Annotated in this window: 9 protein-coding genes; 5 read left to right on the forward strand and 4 right to left on the reverse strand. The window is 53.3% G+C overall.

What is annotated here, in order from left to right; genetic code table 11:
• On the forward strand, positions 1-1,665 hold the full coding sequence (locus MW898_RS23200) for an arylsulfatase (protein ID WP_248910650.1): 1,665 nt from the start codon (positions 1-3) through the stop codon (positions 1,663-1,665).
• 290 nt (positions 1,666-1,955) lie between these two features.
• Here MW898_RS23200 and MW898_RS23205 read toward each other — a convergent pair whose 3' ends face one another.
• Together MW898_RS23205 and MW898_RS23215 are read right to left on the reverse strand one after the other, a co-directional pair.
• Positions 1,956-3,449: a sulfatase gene (locus tag MW898_RS23205; protein ID WP_248910651.1), complete on the reverse strand. Its 1,494-nt coding sequence runs from the start codon at positions 3,447-3,449 to the stop codon at positions 1,956-1,958.
• Positions 3,450-3,910: 461 nt separating this feature from the next.
• A complete protein-coding gene (locus tag MW898_RS23215) occupies positions 3,911-5,659 on the reverse strand; it encodes an ABC transporter substrate-binding protein (RefSeq protein WP_248910652.1) in 1,749 nt (582 codons plus the stop codon).
• Between the two features lie 580 nt (positions 5,660-6,239).
• Here MW898_RS23215 and MW898_RS23220 point away from each other — a divergent pair.
• The gene (locus MW898_RS23220; protein ID WP_248910653.1) at positions 6,240-8,720 is read left to right on the forward strand and encodes a hypothetical protein; all 2,481 of its coding nucleotides are present in this window, start codon (positions 6,240-6,242) and stop codon (positions 8,718-8,720) included.
• Between the two features lie 28 nt (positions 8,721-8,748).
• Here MW898_RS23220 and MW898_RS23225 read toward each other — a convergent pair whose 3' ends face one another.
• A complete protein-coding gene (locus MW898_RS23225; protein WP_248910654.1) occupies positions 8,749-8,898 on the reverse strand; it encodes a hypothetical protein in 150 nt (49 codons plus the stop codon).
• Between the two features lie 215 nt (positions 8,899-9,113).
• Between MW898_RS23225 and MW898_RS23230 the strand changes: the two genes are divergently transcribed.
• On the forward strand, positions 9,114-12,398 hold the full coding sequence (locus MW898_RS23230; protein WP_248910655.1) for a hypothetical protein: 3,285 nt from the start codon (positions 9,114-9,116) through the stop codon (positions 12,396-12,398).
• 113 nt (positions 12,399-12,511) lie between these two features.
• Here MW898_RS23230 and MW898_RS23235 read toward each other — a convergent pair whose 3' ends face one another.
• Complete coding sequence (locus MW898_RS23235; RefSeq protein ID WP_248910656.1) at positions 12,512-13,597, reverse strand: alpha-L-fucosidase; 1,086 nt, start codon at positions 13,595-13,597, stop codon at positions 12,512-12,514.
• Positions 13,598-13,686: 89 nt separating this feature from the next.
• On the opposite strand from MW898_RS23235, the gene MW898_RS25865 reads away from it, so the two are divergent.
• Complete coding sequence (locus tag MW898_RS25865; protein ID WP_264556548.1) at positions 13,687-13,815, forward strand: hypothetical protein; 129 nt, start codon at positions 13,687-13,689, stop codon at positions 13,813-13,815.
• Positions 13,816-13,990: 175 nt separating this feature from the next.
• On the forward strand, positions 13,991-17,659 hold the full coding sequence (locus MW898_RS23240) for a hypothetical protein (RefSeq protein WP_248910657.1): 3,669 nt from the start codon (positions 13,991-13,993) through the stop codon (positions 17,657-17,659).
• Positions 17,660-17,777: the final 118 nt, after the last annotated feature.

Below are 17,777 nucleotides of genomic sequence, written 5' to 3' on the forward strand. Positions count from 1 at the left end.
ATGACCCAAAACGCATCAGGTTCGCCAGACGGAGGAGCGGGTCGTATCGACCGCTCTCGGCCAAATATCATTCTCATCATTGCAGACGATTTGGGGTATGGTGACTTGGGATGTCATGGGAACTCTGTTGTTGAGACTCCACATATAGACCGGTTATACAATCAAAGCACTCGATTTACTCGTTTTTACGGTGGGCCAATGTGTTCACCATCTCGAGCCAGTCTGATGACGGGGAGATATCACTACCGAACCGGCGTTGTCGATACTTACATCGGCCGCTCAATGATGTATCCGGACGAGACGACTCTCGCACAGGTTCTTTCTACACAGGGATACCGAACGGGCATCTTTGGAAAGTGGCATCTAGGCGATAATTTCCCGATGCGACCTCAGGATCAAGGATTTGATGAAACGCTTGTGCATCGTGGCGGTGGGATAGGACAGCCAGGCGATACGCCAGGAAACACGTATTTTGACCCAACTCTGCAGCGAAATGGCACAGCAGAACAGCAAAACGGCTATTGCACAGATATCTTCACAGAGAATGCTACCGACTTTATTTCTGAATCCGATGAGCAGCCTGCGTTTGCGTGCATCGCTACAAACGCACCGCATACTCCTCTTCAAGTCGAGGACCGCTACATTGAACCGTATCGTGAGAGGGGACTCAACGAGCAGACCGCCAGAGTTTATGCGATGGTTTCTAATTTAGATGAAAATCTGGGGAAGCTATTATCAGCCTTAGAAAGACAAAAGATTGCAGACAATACAATAGTAATATTCACAAGCGATCACGGCATGGCAGGCGATCGGTATAATGCTGGATTGCGCGGTTCGAAGGGCGACGTCTACGAAGGAGGCATCCGTGTTCCCTTTTTCATTCGATGGCCGAACCAAATTGAGGCGGATCGTGAAGAGGACCAAATCGCTCACTTTATAGATGTCCTTCCGACTCTCGCAGACATCACCGGGGCATCAGTCTCACCCGACATACCACTCGATGGTACTAGTCTACGTCCAATATTGCTTGACGAGCAGAATCACTTGCAAGAGCGAGAGCTTTTCCTCCAAATGCATCGAGGAGATGAACCAACTCTCTATGAAAATTGTGCTGTGGTTACCCAACAATACAAGCTAATAAATGGTCGCAAACTGTTCAACCTTCAGCGTGATTCAGGTGAACAGACAAATATCGCAACGCAGAATGCACCACTTGTTTCTACGTTAAGAGATTCGTATGAGTCTTGGTTTGATGAAATGGAAGACGCCCGTGATTTTGAACCACCAAAAATTGTGGTAGGAGCACCCGAAGAAAACCCGACTCTGTTGACCAGACAGGATTGGCTTGGTCCTGACCGATCGGGGTGGAGTGACGAGGATGTCGGTTACTGGGATGTGAAAATATCTCATCCAGGTAAGTATGACGTAACGGTCGAGTTTACTGAGATCAATGCGATCTCGGATATAGCGGTGCGGATCGGTGATGATCACCGTTCAAAGAGCATAGCTGGTGGACGATCGTCTTGTACATTCGAATCGTTTGATCTCACAGAGGGCACTGAGAAGTTTGAAGCATGGCTAACAACCGAAGTCCCTGGAAAATATGAGCCAAAAGTAGAAAAGACAGGGGTGAAATATATGCATGTGGTTAGAGATTCGGAGTAATTGTAGCACTCGTTCGACAACAAGCCAAGCCAGCACTAGCTGTTTCCGAGTGGAGCGATCTATAGCGACGCAATACAATACCGCCGCTACTGAGTAGAGCAAAGTCGTCCTCCTCAACATCACTCGGCAAGGGGGCCGAGAAATATACGGGGGCTTCGACACGCCGGTGTACGAACCCACGACGACATTCAGGACGAGCCGTCGGAGCGCTTCTGCAAGTCCGGATGGTCTCCCCAACGGTCAAAACGATTGTTACGGAACTTCGAGTCGCTCTTTATCGAATTCAGTCGTCATTCTGCCAGACCCAACCGCTCACGTTGTTCGGGGGGTGCGTTGAGATCACAGAGGGTCTGCGTTAGCGCGGTTTGCATTTCTGCCAGCTTTTCCGGACATTCGTCGGCTAGGTTCTCGTACTCGTTGGGATCGACTCTCTTGTCGCTGAGCCACGTCTCTGTGTCCCAAGACGGGCAGTCGACCGGTCGTCGGCCGTCTTCGAAAGGACCGAGGTCGTACTGGAGGAACATCGCGTCGCGGTGGCTGTACCAGTACAGCGGTTCGTTGCTTTCGATTGGCGATTGGTGGAGAATCCAGTCACCATCAGTAATTGTGACACTCTTCCCAAACTGGCCGGCGATTGCCCATTCGCGAGTCATTGCGTCTGGATCTTGGAGAACACCTTCGAGATCGACGCCATGTCGGTCGTCTGGACATGGGCGGCCAACAGCGTTCAAGACTGTGGGATAGATATCGACGAGTTGGACCAGTTGGTCTCGGCGTTCACCGTGGCCGTACTCGGGGTGGGAGACGATGAAGGGGATGTGCGCCAACGAATCGTGTTCGTGAGTTTGGATCTTCCCCGTACGGCCGCGATCCCCGTTAAACGTCCCGTGGTCAGTCGTGAATACGACCATTGTGTCTTCCCACAGTTCCAATTCGTTCATCGCGTCTAGTAGCTCTCCCAACCACCGATCGACCAGTACAACCTGTGCAGCGTACAGAGCTTGGAGGTGTCGGAGCTCGTCTTCGGTATAGTGGTCGGCCCACTCGTCGTAGACTGCTCGTGAGGACCACTCGTCGACATCGTATCCACGCTCGTCGAATTTTTTGACGAGATGCTCGGGGGGATCCCAGGGTTCGTGAGGATCGAAACAGTCGATGTGTAGGTAGAAATCATCGTGCTCGTGGTTGCGGCGGAGCCAGTCAGTGGCCTCTCCGAATACCTGCGCTGCGAAATGATCCGCCTCGCTCTCCCGGGTCAGATGGACGTTTCTGAAGTGGCGTTCTCGCTTGGACATCGGATCATCTGGACAAGGAAATTCGACAGGATCAGTCTTCCAGTTGTCAGATTCATGTCCACGGATGAATTCGACTCCCGTGTATCCCATGTGATAGTTGCCCGAGCCACGTTCCCAGAGGTGGAAGTGATCAGTGATGAGTTGGCTGACGGAGTAGCCGTCTCGTTTTGACTTCGTTATTGATTGGTTCGGAGGTCCCGAAACCTGTCGCGGTAGATCGAGGTCATCGTCTTCGAGCGGTCCCCACCCACGTTCGAGAAATTCGTATCGGCCTGTGTATATGTCTCGACGGGCTGGCATACACGGCGTTGAGCCACACCAGGCGTTCTCAAATGTCGTTCCCCGCTCGGCGAGACGATCCATGTTGGGCGTTGGAACAACCCAGTTAGGTTGTTCAGGACTTTGGACCTTATCCAGCGGCCGTCCCTGATGGTATGGGCTACAGTGGTCTCGGCGAAGAGTATCGCAGAGAATAACAATACAGTTCACGACGAGTCTTTTTACAGGAGAGCTAATAAGCAGTCTGGTCGAATTTACTTGGTAGTTCAAGCAGGTCTCTCTTTATGTTGCTGGTTGCTGGGTATAGTTCGAGAGTTAGAGTGATTCACAGAGCTGTACTATGGTAGTGATGGCGAACATACGAACGATTTTACGGAATTGTCGATCCCAGCCCAACGCTTGCACGGAATTAGTACGCTCTCGTCTATCTATTGAACGGGCGTGCAAAACAGGTAAGTCGTTATTTTACTGGTGAAAACGAGGCAATTGGTCCACTCAATACCAACGAAGCTCTCCTCGGCGCGGCCGCCCCGCGAAGTGACATTCCGTCTTACCCCCGTGACGTGCGCTGTTCCTCTGTTCGAGGTCCGTTGATTGGGTGTTGAAATCTGACTTTCAAGACGTCTCTATCCGTTTGCTGCACGAAGTATAATGAAAGGTGACTCCTCTCGTTAGTTACTCGGCGAGATCTCTCCCTGCCGCATGGGCCAAGACGGAAGATCATTATATCCGTACAGCGGCGAATCGTCTGCCGGCCAATTCCACCCGTTTGTATCGTAAAAGAATATCCGTTTCCACATCACGGTCGGAATCTCCGGTAGCGTGACGTTTGCAATCCATGCCAGTTTCCGCATTTCCGAGACGAATTGATCCTGCCCGTCAGCAGTGAGTGCCGAGTTCAACAGCTCTTCGACATTGAACGTCTGTTCTTGACCGCCCATATTCCCGACCTTTGGAACCGTAACTTCGTTCGGATACAACATCGAGGAACCGGTAAAGCCGATGGTGTTACGAAGGAATCCGAAGTACGGATTCGCCCCGCCTGCAGACCAGAACTCTACGACGAGGTCATACTGTCCTTCCGGATACTTCGAGAAGAAGACCCCACTTTCGACTACTTGCACGTCGGTTTCGATCCCGAAGTTGCTTAGCTGTCCCGCAACTGTCTGAGCAGTCGGAGTGAACGGTGCTCCCTTAAACACCTTGATAGTTGGCTCAAAGGGACTTCCATCGGGCTGATGCCACTTGCCGTTCTTTTCGGTGAATCCAGCGGATTGTAACAGCTCACTCGCTTTGTCCGTCGAATTATAGACGTTTAGATTCCCTTCTATGGGGGAGCCCATGTACGTCTCCATGAGTTGTTTGGAGAACGTGTACGTCGGGGGAACTGGGTCTGTGTAATGGGTCCCGAGAGATTCGCTGACTCCTTGGCCCCTAACGATATGTGCGAAGGCCTGTTTGACTTCCCGCATGCCGTAAATATCATGTTCGTGGTTACAAATTAAGGCAGGACCGCCAGGCGTAGGCCCTCCAACGTTCTTGCTCTTCCAGCCATCAGGCAGCGAGTTAGCATCATCCGCGTTAGGGCTATTGTGATAGGTTGCCGTAATATTTCCACTTCTAGCTGCCGGAATCAAGTCGTTTTGATTCTGACGCGGCATAACCAACTCGTTCCACTCGTACAGATCCGAATCTGGGTGATCCTCGAACAGAGAGAATCGGAACTCCGTTCCGGAGGTCTCCTCAAACTGCCACGGACCAGTTCCAATCACCTCGTCGAAGTCCCACGTGAACTCGAGAAGACGGGAGTTCGCATCTTCCTTTTCGGACTCAGTAGTGGCATCGCCATACGCTTCAGTGAACTTACTGAATACCTTCGCTGGAGGCCAGAGCGCTGCCGTCCCCGAGGCCTGCGAGTGGAACATCCACAAGATGGCCGTCTGCTCGTTGAGTTCGTTGGCGAGCTTAAATTCGGCAGACAGATCGCCGGTTTTTCTGATTCCATCGAAACTATCGAATAGGTTTTCTAGATTCCCTGCAGCCCCTCTCGGGTCATCACCGCTCATATAGGCCAATCTATACTGGGTAACGACATCGTCTGCGGTAACTGCCGTCCCATCGTGCCACTTGAAGCCATCTCGAATCGAGATGGTCATCGTGTTCCCGTCGACTGAAATATCTTTTAAAAGGTAGTTCGTGAGTTCCCCGGTCTGATTGTTGTAATTAAGATATGGTGTGTTGACAAACTGGGGAATGTGCCACGGATCGAAGTCGACCGCAGCGTGGAGATTCCCCTGAATTGTATTGTAGTCCTGGGTGTTTGGATGATGAAACACGGCTGTGCCACCACCGCCACCGCCGCCGCCACTACAGCCAGCCAGACTAACCATCGCTCCGGCCGATAGACCACCTCCAACCATTCGTATCAATTCCCTGCGCTGAATTTTTCTGCTGCTCTTACTGGGTGTTCCCATGCACGGCCATTGGAGTATTTGTATATGAGTAATGACGTATAGGTAATATTGTCCGGGACATTGATTGTCACACAAGACTATTTTTACGACGCACCTTACTCTCATCGGACTGCGAGTCGTCTTGGTACAGTATTTCTGTACCAGAATGGCTGTTCCATGAACGTAGGATGAATTGCATTACACCATTAATGCTGTAATATACTGGTGGCCTGCTCCAGTATATCTGTGTTGAAGAATTTAGCTCACCAAAAAATAATTATTTGCAGTTTGTTGTTCAGTATTGTTGTTGTTCATCGAAGACCCAGTAACAGACTCATTCAGAGGGTGTAGTGCTGTCCGATTAGCTGCTTGAAGGTGCGATATTCGGTGGCTCCGTTGAGAGGACATGAAACAACCGGTATTAGTGGGCCTGTCGCGCTCATGCCGTTCCTGCTTACCCACACAAATCACGATTAAATACCTATTCCATATATGAGCATTACATCAGCATAAAAATTTAAGTAAATGAAAACAAAAAGGAGTTTGTATGTCAGACAGTGATAGGCATGACAATTGGTATCGGAGAACGCTACTCGGAGCGATATCGTCAGCAGCCGTCCCAGTCATTTTTTCCGGTGTAGGTGGAGCTGATGCACTACAGAGTCACCCTGATTCTGCTCCGCGGAAACCACCGAAAGGAGGATCAAATGCGCTCGACGAGGTCAACTTCGGGAACCCTGGCTCGGAGTCACAACACTCCTTCGACACCGGAACAAGCGAAACGGTAGAGGGAAAAGGCGGACAGACAGCCCGACGACTACTGCCTCTGAACGCCCCAGACCATCAACTGGGATCGATGTCGTTCACCGTCGAGTGTGACCCAGACTACCGGACGTACCTCACCCTGAAATTCGAGTCGAATCCGGAGAACTCCAAACGTCTGTTCCTGTTCGACGGCACAGACATGATCGGCTACCTGCACCAAGGTGTTGGATGGCCATCACTCGATATGGGTATGAATGGCTCACTTGGTGCGGTCTCGACTCACGGTGATTTCTGGTACGCGACCCATCGCTTACCGGGCTATCTCACCGAGAACTCCGAAGAAGTCGATCTTCGGATCGTCAGCTGGGATGGAGAACGACCCAGCCAAAACATCTACCGTGCGTACACCCATACAGATCCGTATCTTCAACCACCAGCGAACGACAAAGGCGCCGAGCAGTTCGAACTTGGGCCGATCCGGAACGCACCGACCGAGAACCAAATTGAGCCCGTCGTGGAGAAAATCGACGAACTCGTTCAGGAAGGCCAACAGAAGGACGAGCTTTCGCCGCGAGGCGCGCATGGTCTGGCAATGGCTGTTCAGCGGGACTGGATCGACGTCGTCGACGAGGACGCAGTCTTCGAGACTGTGCTGGCGACAGTAGACGACTGGGCAATCAGACAGGCGGAGAGCTCGCCACAGGAGGTTGGAGGGTGGGAAGATCACGGTCGGTTTGCGAAAGCAGTAACGCTTCTCTGGGATTATTTCGAAGAGCGTGATGCCTTCTCCCAGACACTGGATGGCCATCCCACTGGTGAAATGACACGACGGGATGCCTACGTACAGTTCTTCGGCGAAGGCCTTGACTGGCGCTCGACGAGCCGTCGAGACCTCGCAAATCAGTTCCTGTTCGTAACGATTGGTCTCGTGCGCATGAACTCGGTGTTAGAAAAGTTCGATTCCGATCGGGCACGCTCTCAGGAGACGATCGATCGGTGGATCGACGAAGCGGTAGGGCTCTCAGGAGTGAGCCTCAACGACAACGAAGACAAATTCGCGTCATGGTACGAGACTGGAAGTTACCACACTTTCACCGAGAAGGGCTTGTCCAAGGAACCCGACTACGCGGCCCATTATGGTGAGCTCGGATTCAGTCTCGCCACCAAGCTGTATCACGAAACTGGTCTCGAACGCGTACGTGAACGAGCGATTACAATGTCACAGGCCCGGGCACCGTTCCGCTTGCTGGTAAACGACGCTGAGACAGGCAATCGATGGGCTGCAACCGATGGGACGATCAGCATCCGAAACGCCCAGCATCCCGGCATGTCCAGCCATCTCCGTGGGTATGGATTCACGCCACTGTTCCACGCACTCATGCTGAAAGATCCAGTCTCCGTTCGATTCGGGAAGCTAGCGATTGAGCACAATGTCGCGGGGCTCATGGAACAGTGGTGGTTCGATGTTTGGGGTGTCGGATCGCTCGAGCGTTGGATCCACCGAGTCGATGGATATCGAGCGGTCACAGAAATGGACGATTCCTCGTATCGAACGCCAATGCATCGCGACCGATTTGCGTGGGCCGACGAGGATCTCGGTACCGTCAGTATTACCGATGGCTCGGAGCGGATACTTATGAATCTTGGATTCGGCGCCGCTACTAATCTTCACGACTGGGGGATAAATAGTCTGGCGCGCATTCACCACCACAATCCCGACATAGATAGAGTCCTCAATATCGATATGACGCGCACTGAATTCTCGACGACCGGCGCAACTTGGTCGCGGCCAAACAAGTTGCAATTCGCCGGTAAGTTCCTCGGCATCGGAATGGGTGAGGAAGCCCGCACTCGCCGTCTTCCAAGTGACGGGACTGTTGTGATCGATCAAGCGATGACTGGGGAGACGCTTCCCCAGGCAGCTAGCCCAACTGGAGATCCGTGGCCACTCGCCGAGGATGACGACGAACACGATCCTGATAGCTATGATAGAAAGGTGCCGGATCCTCGGGTGGGGATGGGAATTCATTATCGAGAGTGTCTCTACGGACAGTACCTCATCGGGATGAACACCTCGGGAGCACCAGAACGTGGCTCGGGTCATGGGACTACGTACGAGCTTGAACTGCCAGACGATGTTTCGATGGCTACTGATCTGATGACCGGCGAACGCGTTTCGGACGAATCAGTCACCGTTTCACCACGATCTACGAGAATACTCAAACTGGAAATAGAAGAGGAGTCAAAAGAAGAGTCAAACTGATAGTCGTAACGCAGCAAGCACTCAACAGTCATGAAGGAACATCTGACCCTTCTCGATTAGAATCATCGCGCTGACCGAGATGTTTCTCGCGGAACTGCGCGAAAAGCGTCTCGTCGACGGTGCGTTCTTTCTGGTCGACAGAGCGCTGTGGTTGCAGGCGGCCTGTCACCATAGCCACTGAATCCAGTATTACATCCACAGAGAACAGTGTTGAATGAGTATTCAAGGATCTGAAACGCCAAACAACGCAGTTTATCCTACCTCTGACACGCTGATCAAACAATCGCTGAAGCGTGGCTTCGAGCGTTCGCAGCCTACCAGAACCAGCTACTCTGAACAATTCTGGAGATAATACCCTAGATATATATACTATCGATTCATGTGATGGTTTGCATGTCATTAGATGACATCATACCTAGTATTACTCGGCGGAAAGTAATTGCAGCCAGTGCTGCATCGATTGGATCGCTGGTCGGGGCTTCCGGGGCTGCACAAAGTCAAGGAGTCTCTCTGTCTACCAAGGACGGACAAAGTGGAAGACACCCAAAAGATAGCGGATACGAAACGACGTTCCTCGACACAGTCTATTTCGGTGATGCGAGCTCGGAGGGGGATCGCGTCACCGCCACAAAGGCCCCGATCGTCGAAGGGACCCTCAAGACCTCGGCCCGTGCCGTCGCGGGAAAAGGGGGCAAACTCGAAGTGACACTCGACTGTGATCCGAACAAAGAAACGCTGTTCACCGCACGGATGTGGGGCGGAGATCCATCGGCCACCCGCCTTCGATTCGCTGTCAACGGTGAATCGATCAGCAGTCAAGCCAGCATAGACAGCCCAGAGCTCCCCGGCCGGTTCTTTTATGAAACGATCATGATCCCAGCCGATCTAACCGAGGGCAAGAAACACGTGACAGTCACGATCACGGCTGACGGTAAAGGCGCCAGTCACGCCTATTCGGCGTACACACATGCAGAAAACTTCTATGCGCCACCTCAGAATGAGACTCAAGGTTCACCCCTCGAACCACCCGAGCCCTCCGAGCCCAATTTCGATCGGATGAGATCGAACCTCATCAAGGCTATCGACAAGGGTATCGAACACGACAAAGCCCGACAAAACTACGATGACCCAACGAGAAAAGAGTACGGGCTCCAATCGGTGGGGTCACGCAGCGGGGCACTGGCTCCTGGCAATTTCCTCAGAGCCTACAAGCTTAAACAATCTCGACACTACGGCGACGAGAAATTACTCGACCGGGCACTCGCCGCCTTCGACGCTCACTGCCGGTATCAGGGCCATCGCGGCACGCTTGAGATCTTTTGGGGAAAACGAGACTGGATCGGCGGTCCCGATCGATCGGGGATAGGTGGCGGTCTCCCTGGTTTTATGGCGACCAATCTGGCACGCTCGTTCTTCGAATTGCAGCCGATTCTCGAAGAGCGACCGGAACTTCTCAAGAAGAAAATCGACAACAATGGCGATGGGAAGAAGACCGTCACACGAAGAGAAGCCTATACCCAGTTCTGGCGCGATTATCTCTGGGAGAACATGCTTTTGCGGTTCGGGATCGCTCAGAAAGTGTTCAACCAGATCCTCGTCAACGGTTTGAGCATGGTGGCGGCTAACGAGATATTGAAATTCCTGTCGCCTGAGGATACAGCTCCGGATGACATTATTCTGGGACAAATGCGTGCAAAGACGAGCAACGTCCCGATCGACGACGACATCGTCGATTTCGTCCTTGAGTTGCAGAACCGGAATGCTGGTGAGTACGGACGAGCTCCGGGCTCTATTGACGAAGGCCGATACTACGAAAGTCAGCATTGGCACTGGTCAGCTAGCAGGCACTACCATCCAATCACCCCAAAGGGGATCGGTCTCGAGTTTGGTTATGATCCGGGGTACGGTTTCGCTGTCTTCCATCATTTCGAGTGGGGCAGTGAATTCGTCGGAGATCATCAGATCAACGACCAATTTCGAACCTTCATGGACGGGTATCAACACGTGCTCTATCCCACGTTGTCTCAAAACGGACAGCGTTGGGGTACGGTTACCGCTATCGGATCCCGCAACCCGGGCTCAACCTGGGGAGATATCGGAATCCATGGCGTCGGAGCTCCGATATTAGCCTACATTCAGGCTGCGTTGAACTTGGATCACGAACCGTCGAAACGGGTCGTGGGCGAACACTTCCGTTATCACGACGACTTTGAACGGGAGTTCGAGTTCTCGGACGAAGAAGCTACGTCACTACTCTACCTGTTACTCAAGAAGCTCCCCGACCTGAAGAACTGGTGGGAAGAGACGGAACCGACGGATTACCGACTACCGATGGAACGTGCAGGTTCCACCGCGTGGGTCGACGAGATGGTAGGTCTCAGTATGATCGACGACGAAGCGGGAACCCACTACCTCTTTGGATGGGCGACGACGAAGGGACAGGGCGAGTGGGACAACCAACCCATGTATCACCGAATTACCGACGAGTATCGCGCATTCGGTGATGCAAAGACCACGTTCTCTCCCAGTTCTCACGTCGACTCCGGGACGATCGGCCCGTACGAGGTTGCGGTGAACGCTAGTAACCACCGCGACGTTCGGGTAGCGGGCGGGCCGCGCGCGTATATTCCAAAGAGCGATTCATCGGGTGGGGATGACGGCCCCGTGCTCGATTTGATCAGTGGCGATGGAAAATTAGCTTCGAAAGATCAGATAATTGATTCGAATGATTCATTGGTTCTCGATCGTCGGCAGAGAGCCAGCCCAGCAAATCCTCGTCCGCAGGCAAAACTACGGTCCACGTCAGTCGATGCGGCTACGCGGCGCAAGCACTGGTCATGGAACGTCCCCAAGAACGGTGACGGTACGGGCGTCTACAGTTTGCCGCTTGGTGAGAGTGCTGAGACTGACCAGGTGGCCTCATATTACGAGGATGCGGCCACCTTGGGGACGGGCCAGCACTCGAATCAAGTCCCGACGTTCTACCGGCCAGACAAAGTGGGCGATCGTAACCCAGTGACCGTTAGTACGGAGGATGACGAGGAACTCGCGGTAGAGACTGTCGACGGCTACGTGAACCGCTTGGTCGTCGAAGAGACTGATCCGAAAGAGAGAGTGATCAAGGCGACTGGTATCCTGCCAACCTTCGAGTCATACGACGACTGGGAAGTCACCAATACTGGCTTTTCGGGAGCGACAGTGACTACAGATGAGGCGCTGGAGGTACACGTCGAGCAAGGGCAGGACGTTACGCACGACCAGCCGATCACGTTCACACTATCGCTGGATGCACCGGTAGAGCGGATCGTATTCACACACGAATCGAGCTGGGATACGACCTCCGATCTCCGCACGGTGTTGGAAACGAGTGAAGGCGAGATCCTCTGGCAGGGAACCAAACCCGAAGACGTCGTCTCGCCGAAGGAGTGGAACTATTCGATCCCGACCGACGAGATGGTAAACCTAGAAGGAAACCATGTCACTGATGCAGTGCACTTCCGGGTTGTGAACACTGCCCCAACGGAGTCTGGTGAGGATAAGTGGTATCGATCAATGACAGCCGGTGGGAGGGCAAATGGAACTGGTACGAAGACATCTGTTGACGCGGGCTGGTTCCGACGAATCCGTGATATTCGGATCGAGTACGTGGACGGTACTGCACAGTATCCTCATTCCTGAGTATGTCTACCGTCAATAACTTCTAGAACAGCTATTGACCTCCTCTCTGCAGCTTCCTTTGCTTCGATTTGCTACTGTCGGGTTGAACGCGTTAGTGAGTTTCAGAGAGGTATCTACCCTCTCGGCCACCCGTTAGCCCGTATGTGCTCCCCGACGTCTCGGAGAATGCGCTCCGATGCAGAGTGTATGGAGCCATCGAACTTTGGCGCAGTGTTCAATAGGACGTTTGCGTCTCGCGTGGTGGCGTAGGCCAGCAGATCGAGCACCTCCTCACACGATAGCCGGTCTGTCTCAGGAGTGTATCCCCAATCATCCTCAAGCGTCGCGCAGAACTCCGTAGCTCCCTGCAATTGGCGGGTCCAATTCGCACGGATCTCCGCTTTACGGAGCTCAGACATTCGGCCCCTATCGAGCCACTGCAGGGCTTCGTCATGGAGTCGCTGTTCTGGCGTGACAAAGTCTTCAGTGCCGGTCGCTCCGTTCTTGTACGCCACCAGACAGTGATCCTGGAGCGAGCGGACGAGCCCGTACGTCTCATGTACTGGGAACAGATCCGGGCGCTGGTAGTAACTGGAGATCGGATCGAACCAGACGCCTGCAATCGGGCCGTAGTCGGTCAGGAGTTCTCGGAGCTGTTCGTGGACGAACGCGACGTACTCCCCGTTGTTGTCGCCGGGGTTCCAAGTGTGATGTCCCTCGAACCGCTCGGGTGCGCGAGCGATTCCCGATTCGTCCGTCGGAAAGGCGGGATGGGTCCAGTCGAGGCCGTATGAGTAGTACAGGAACAATCCGAGCTCTTTCTTTTGGCACTCATCGGCAAGTTCCTCCACGAAGTCGCGTTCGGCGGCTGCGTTCGTGCTCTTGAACTCGGACTGGGCTGTGTCCCAGAGCGAAAAACCGTCGTGGTGTCGACACACGAACGTTATGTATGCCATTTCGGCGTCGAGAGCGAGGTTAGTAATGGCCGCTGCGTCGAACGACGCAGCGTCGAACTCTGCCATTGTCTTCTTATATTCCGGAATAGAGACATCGTCGTTATCGTATAGGTAGGGACAGCTCTCACCGTACTTCGAGAAGAGCCCCCAGTGGAGAAAGAGCCCGTACCGAGCGTTCTCGAACCACTTCCGGGCGGCTCGCCGAGGATTCTCGTGATATACATTCTGGTATCCAGTGAGATAGGACGGCACTGCTTCTAACATGTCAAATAGGAGAATTTGGTGGCATATAGCTGTTCTGCTCGGATCAGTTGTGAGTGGATGCTGTCTGTTCACATGATTGCATGTGGGAGATGGGATATCCTACAGTGACGTGGTTGTGGGACTTGCTGGAGGTCGACTCGTTTTGGAACACTGTTCGCGACACCGATGCGGTTGTACAACTCGTTCAGTGGGTCGCTGTCTCTGCCTTGCGGGCGTAATAGAGCAGTTATTGGATTTGTTTTACACGTCTCCTCAGACTGATCTCTGCAATAGTAGTATAGTGACGTGAGACGAACAAAAGCTGGATGAGTATACGTTCAACCTATAAATACTGTGGCACAATTTGTACAATGGATAAACCATATATATTATGTATGCACAAGGTTAATTGCGATGTCAGAGAAGGATGCGATTGGGAAGTTAAATCGACGAACAGTATTAGGGACAATGGTCGGCTCAGTCGCTGGAATGGTCGGATTCTCTGGAATGATGGTTGATTCCAGAGGCTCACCGCCGGATAATGCCGGACCGCCTAGGGATAATACCGAGACTGAATTCCTCGATAAGGTGTATTTCGGGGACGACTCATCGGAGGGGAACCGAGTCCAAGCTACGAACTCGCCCGTTATTGAGGAGGGCTCCGGTACTCGCGCCCGGAGTATCAACGCCTCGGACGGCGACCTCTCAGTGACCCTGTCGGTGGATCCGGACGTCCAGAATTTGATGACGCTCCGTCTATGGGGTGGCGCCGTTAAGACAGTCATTGAGTCTGTCGACGGGCAGGAACTCAAGATGGCAGCGCGCCGGTTACGCTTCCACATCAATGGCGACGAATTGCGAACATCGGATAATTTCCTAAGCGAGAGTCCGATTAATCCCAAACGGTTCTTTTACGAGACGATCGCAATCCCTCAGGAGTACACCAACGGGAAAAACAAGGTAACGGTCTCGATTGGGTCAATCGGGACGGTGGGTGGCAGCTACGAGGATGTAGGGGGAACCCCACCCGAGGAAATTCCGGGTGACCCCTACAGTCGAGGGGTCTACGCCGCGTACACGCATACGGCGAACTTCTTCACCCCGCCGGCCAACGAACAACAGGGGACCCCGATTTCACCACCCGAGCCAAGCGAGCCTGAGTTTGACGTAATAAAGAGCAACATCGAGAAGGCTTTGGACAACGGTGTCGACGAGTTGCTCACCCGACAAATGTATGGACCGGATTTCGAAGATGCGGCCGACAACGGTAAATTGCCGGCAAAGGTCCGCGGGCTCTTCCACTGGCAGGGTCTTGAATCAGTGCTTGAGAATCCTGACGAGTGGGAGGATCGCCTCACTGGATCCGCAAACGCACGGGGGCACGCACAATCTCCGGGAGTATTCGCACGGGCGTACAAGCAAGCGGGCTCGAAACATCAGGGCAACGAAGAACTTATCGACCGTACCGTTGCCGCACTGGACGGCTACTGCCGCTACCAGGGGCCGATGGGTCACTTGGAGATCGGTGGAGGCAAGCGCGGTTGGCTCGGAGGGCCCGACAGGGACGCTCCCCCTACGGGTGGTGGTGGCCTGCCCGGCTTCTTCGCAAGGGGTCTGGCCAACTCATTCTTGGAGCTCAGACCCATTCTCGAAGAGCGTGGCCTCTACGACGAGAAAATCGATAACAATGGCGACGGGCAGAAGGGAGTCACGCGCAAGGAAGCGTACACGAAGTTGTTTCGGGACTACCTTTGGAAGAACGCCCTGCCACGCCACTCCATGCGTGCTGGCAACGCCAACAATCAGGCCGTCGCCACCACACATAGCATGCTGCGAGTCAACGAGTGTCTGAAGTATCTCTCACCAGAGGATACCGCTGACGAGGAGATTCTGCTCAAGATAATTCGTCACAAGATGGGTGAGCTACCCATCGATCAGGACATCATCGATTATGTCCACGAAAACACTTGGAACGATGACTTCGATGGCTTCCGAGAGCATAATCGGAATAAGTACGGCATCTCTCCAGAGGGTATCACCAACGAACAAGGCTACAGCTCTGGGTATGGGGTCACTCACCCGCTAATTTACTTCGCCGAAATCGGTCGGCAGACGAACGATAAAAAAATCGAAGCCCTCATTCGGAACTACTTCGACGGGACTATCAATCACTTCATCTATCCAACACTCGAGCAGAACGGGAACCGCTGGAGCACGGTCTCTGGGATCGGCGGACGCGGAAAAGCGAACGCTTTCACTGAAAACAATTGGTATCAAACGCTGTACGCCGCGAAAGAACTGGGCCATCCGGCTGCGAAGAAGATTCTCTACGAGGCATTACGGTACGGTGACGATCTCAACTCGTTGAGTCTCGGCCCTGACGATCGGATGCACCTCTCAGGCAAGGTGAAGAAGTGGTTCCGATTGCATGGCCGGCTGTCAGACCTCAAAGTGTTCTATAATAACCGTGAGTCTGTAGAGTACAACCTCCCAACTGAGCGCGACGGGCCGTATACGTTTACCGACGAGTGGATGGGGCCGGTGATGATCAAGGATAATCGTGGAGCTCTGTACGTCCAAGAGAACGGTGAAGCGGATTTTGCAAGCTACGAGCGAATTACCGACGAGTACATTGTGATAGGACGCGTATACAGCAATCAGTGTCAAACCTCACGGGTTCGTACGTACGAGATCGGCCCCTACGAGATTGCGATGAATCGCAGCAATACGATCGACTATTACGAGAAGGGCGGTCCACGCGTCCACGAACCGCGGTTCGACGGGCGGAGTGCGATGGACATGGCGAGTGGCGAGGGTATCTCCTCGAAAGTCGATCATATCATCGACACGGCGGATTCCCTCATCCTCGACACAAGCAAAGATCCACCGGCGACTCAACCCCGAGCTGAGCCGTCGATCGAGTCAACTGGTATCGACCAGAGAATGCGAACGAAATCTTGGACTTGGGAAGTGCCACAGGATGGCGGTGGTCACAATGTGGTGAGTTTACCCGTTGACGACAGTCCGACGACCGATAAGGTCGCAACCTACTACAAGGCGTCAGGCGACGTTCATCCCGTGTCGGCGTTTGCAATCGACGACAGCTCGAACAGGGAACTCGAGGTTCTCAATTTGGACCTATGCGATCTTGAGTTGGTACTCACAGGAACCGAAACCGGAGACACTGAGATCAAGGGCGAGGGAATGCTTCCAACGTTCGAGAATGGCTACAACGGCTGGTCGGTCGGGGATGATCGTTTCCCAAGCTCGACGGCTACGATCGATGGTTCTCTGGAAGTATCGGTCGACAGTCGCCGCTACTTCGACTTTGCCCAGCCAACTAACTTCGTCCTCCCGGTTGATAAGACAGTCCAGCGGGTAATCTTCCTCCATGAAGTGAACGGTCTTCCCGAACGAATCGGACTATCGCTTGAGAACAGCGACAGCGAGACGCTCTGGGAGGGTGGAAACTCCAACCAGGCTGTCGTGATCGACGACGTCAACGAGGATACCCTACTGACGTTCAAAGTCATCAACGAAACCACACCAACGATCATCTATCCCGACTGGTTCCAGCGTGTCACCGGCCTTCGGATCGAGTACTCGGACGGGACTGCGCAGTATCCCAACGTCAATACCAACACACACTCGACGTTCGGCGACTGGTCGGTGAACAATCCAGCAGATGATTATGAAAAATTCCCAGACACCGAACTCACGACGAATAATGCGCTACGTGCTGAGGTTACTAGTCATCACCATTTCGATCGGAACTCCAAGGCACGATTCACATTTGCTCCCGACAAGACGGTCGACACGGTCATGTTCAACCACGAGTTCGAGGGGTCCGAGGAGAGTATGTATCTTGCACTCACCGACGGATCTGGGCAGACACTGTGGGAACTAGACGACGGCGGCAACCAGTTCGTCGTGATCGAGAATCTCGGAGTGTCAGATGAATTACGCTTAGATATTCACAATAGGAGCAGTCCCACGACCATCCACGAGACATGGTATCACCATATCGACAACGTGATGGTGAAATATGAGGATGGCTCTGTGAGTCACTGGCTAACGGGTTAAGGCGTCCGTTGACACCATCAGTCAACACTCCATGATCACACTGATCGGGTGGATTTTTGATGTCATCTCCGTCGTCATTCCCGAAATGAGAGATCACATGATATGATGTGAAAACGTA

This window comes from Halocatena marina, assembly GCF_023276375.1.
In the GTDB taxonomy this organism is placed as follows: Archaea; Halobacteriota; Halobacteria; order Halobacteriales; family Haloarculaceae; genus Halocatena; species Halocatena marina.

Coding starts and splice junctions, on each gene's coding strand:
- MW898_RS23220 (WP_248910653.1), top strand. CDS start 6,240: ATGTCAGACAGTGATAGGCATGACAATTGGTATCGGAGAACGCTACTC.
- MW898_RS23240 (WP_248910657.1), top strand. CDS start 13,991: ATGTCAGAGAAGGATGCGATTGGGAAGTTAAATCGACGAACAGTATTA.
- MW898_RS23235 (WP_248910656.1), bottom strand. CDS start 13,597: ATGTTAGAAGCAGTGCCGTCCTATCTCACTGGATACCAGAATGTATAT.
- MW898_RS23215 (WP_248910652.1), bottom strand. CDS start 5,659: ATGGTTGGAGGTGGTCTATCGGCCGGAGCGATGGTTAGTCTGGCTGGC.
- MW898_RS23200 (WP_248910650.1), top strand. CDS start 1: ATGACCCAAAACGCATCAGGTTCGCCAGACGGAGGAGCGGGTCGTATC.
- MW898_RS23230 (WP_248910655.1), top strand. CDS start 9,114: ATGTCATTAGATGACATCATACCTAGTATTACTCGGCGGAAAGTAATT.
- MW898_RS25865 (WP_264556548.1), top strand. CDS start 13,687: ATGGGATATCCTACAGTGACGTGGTTGTGGGACTTGCTGGAGGTCGAC.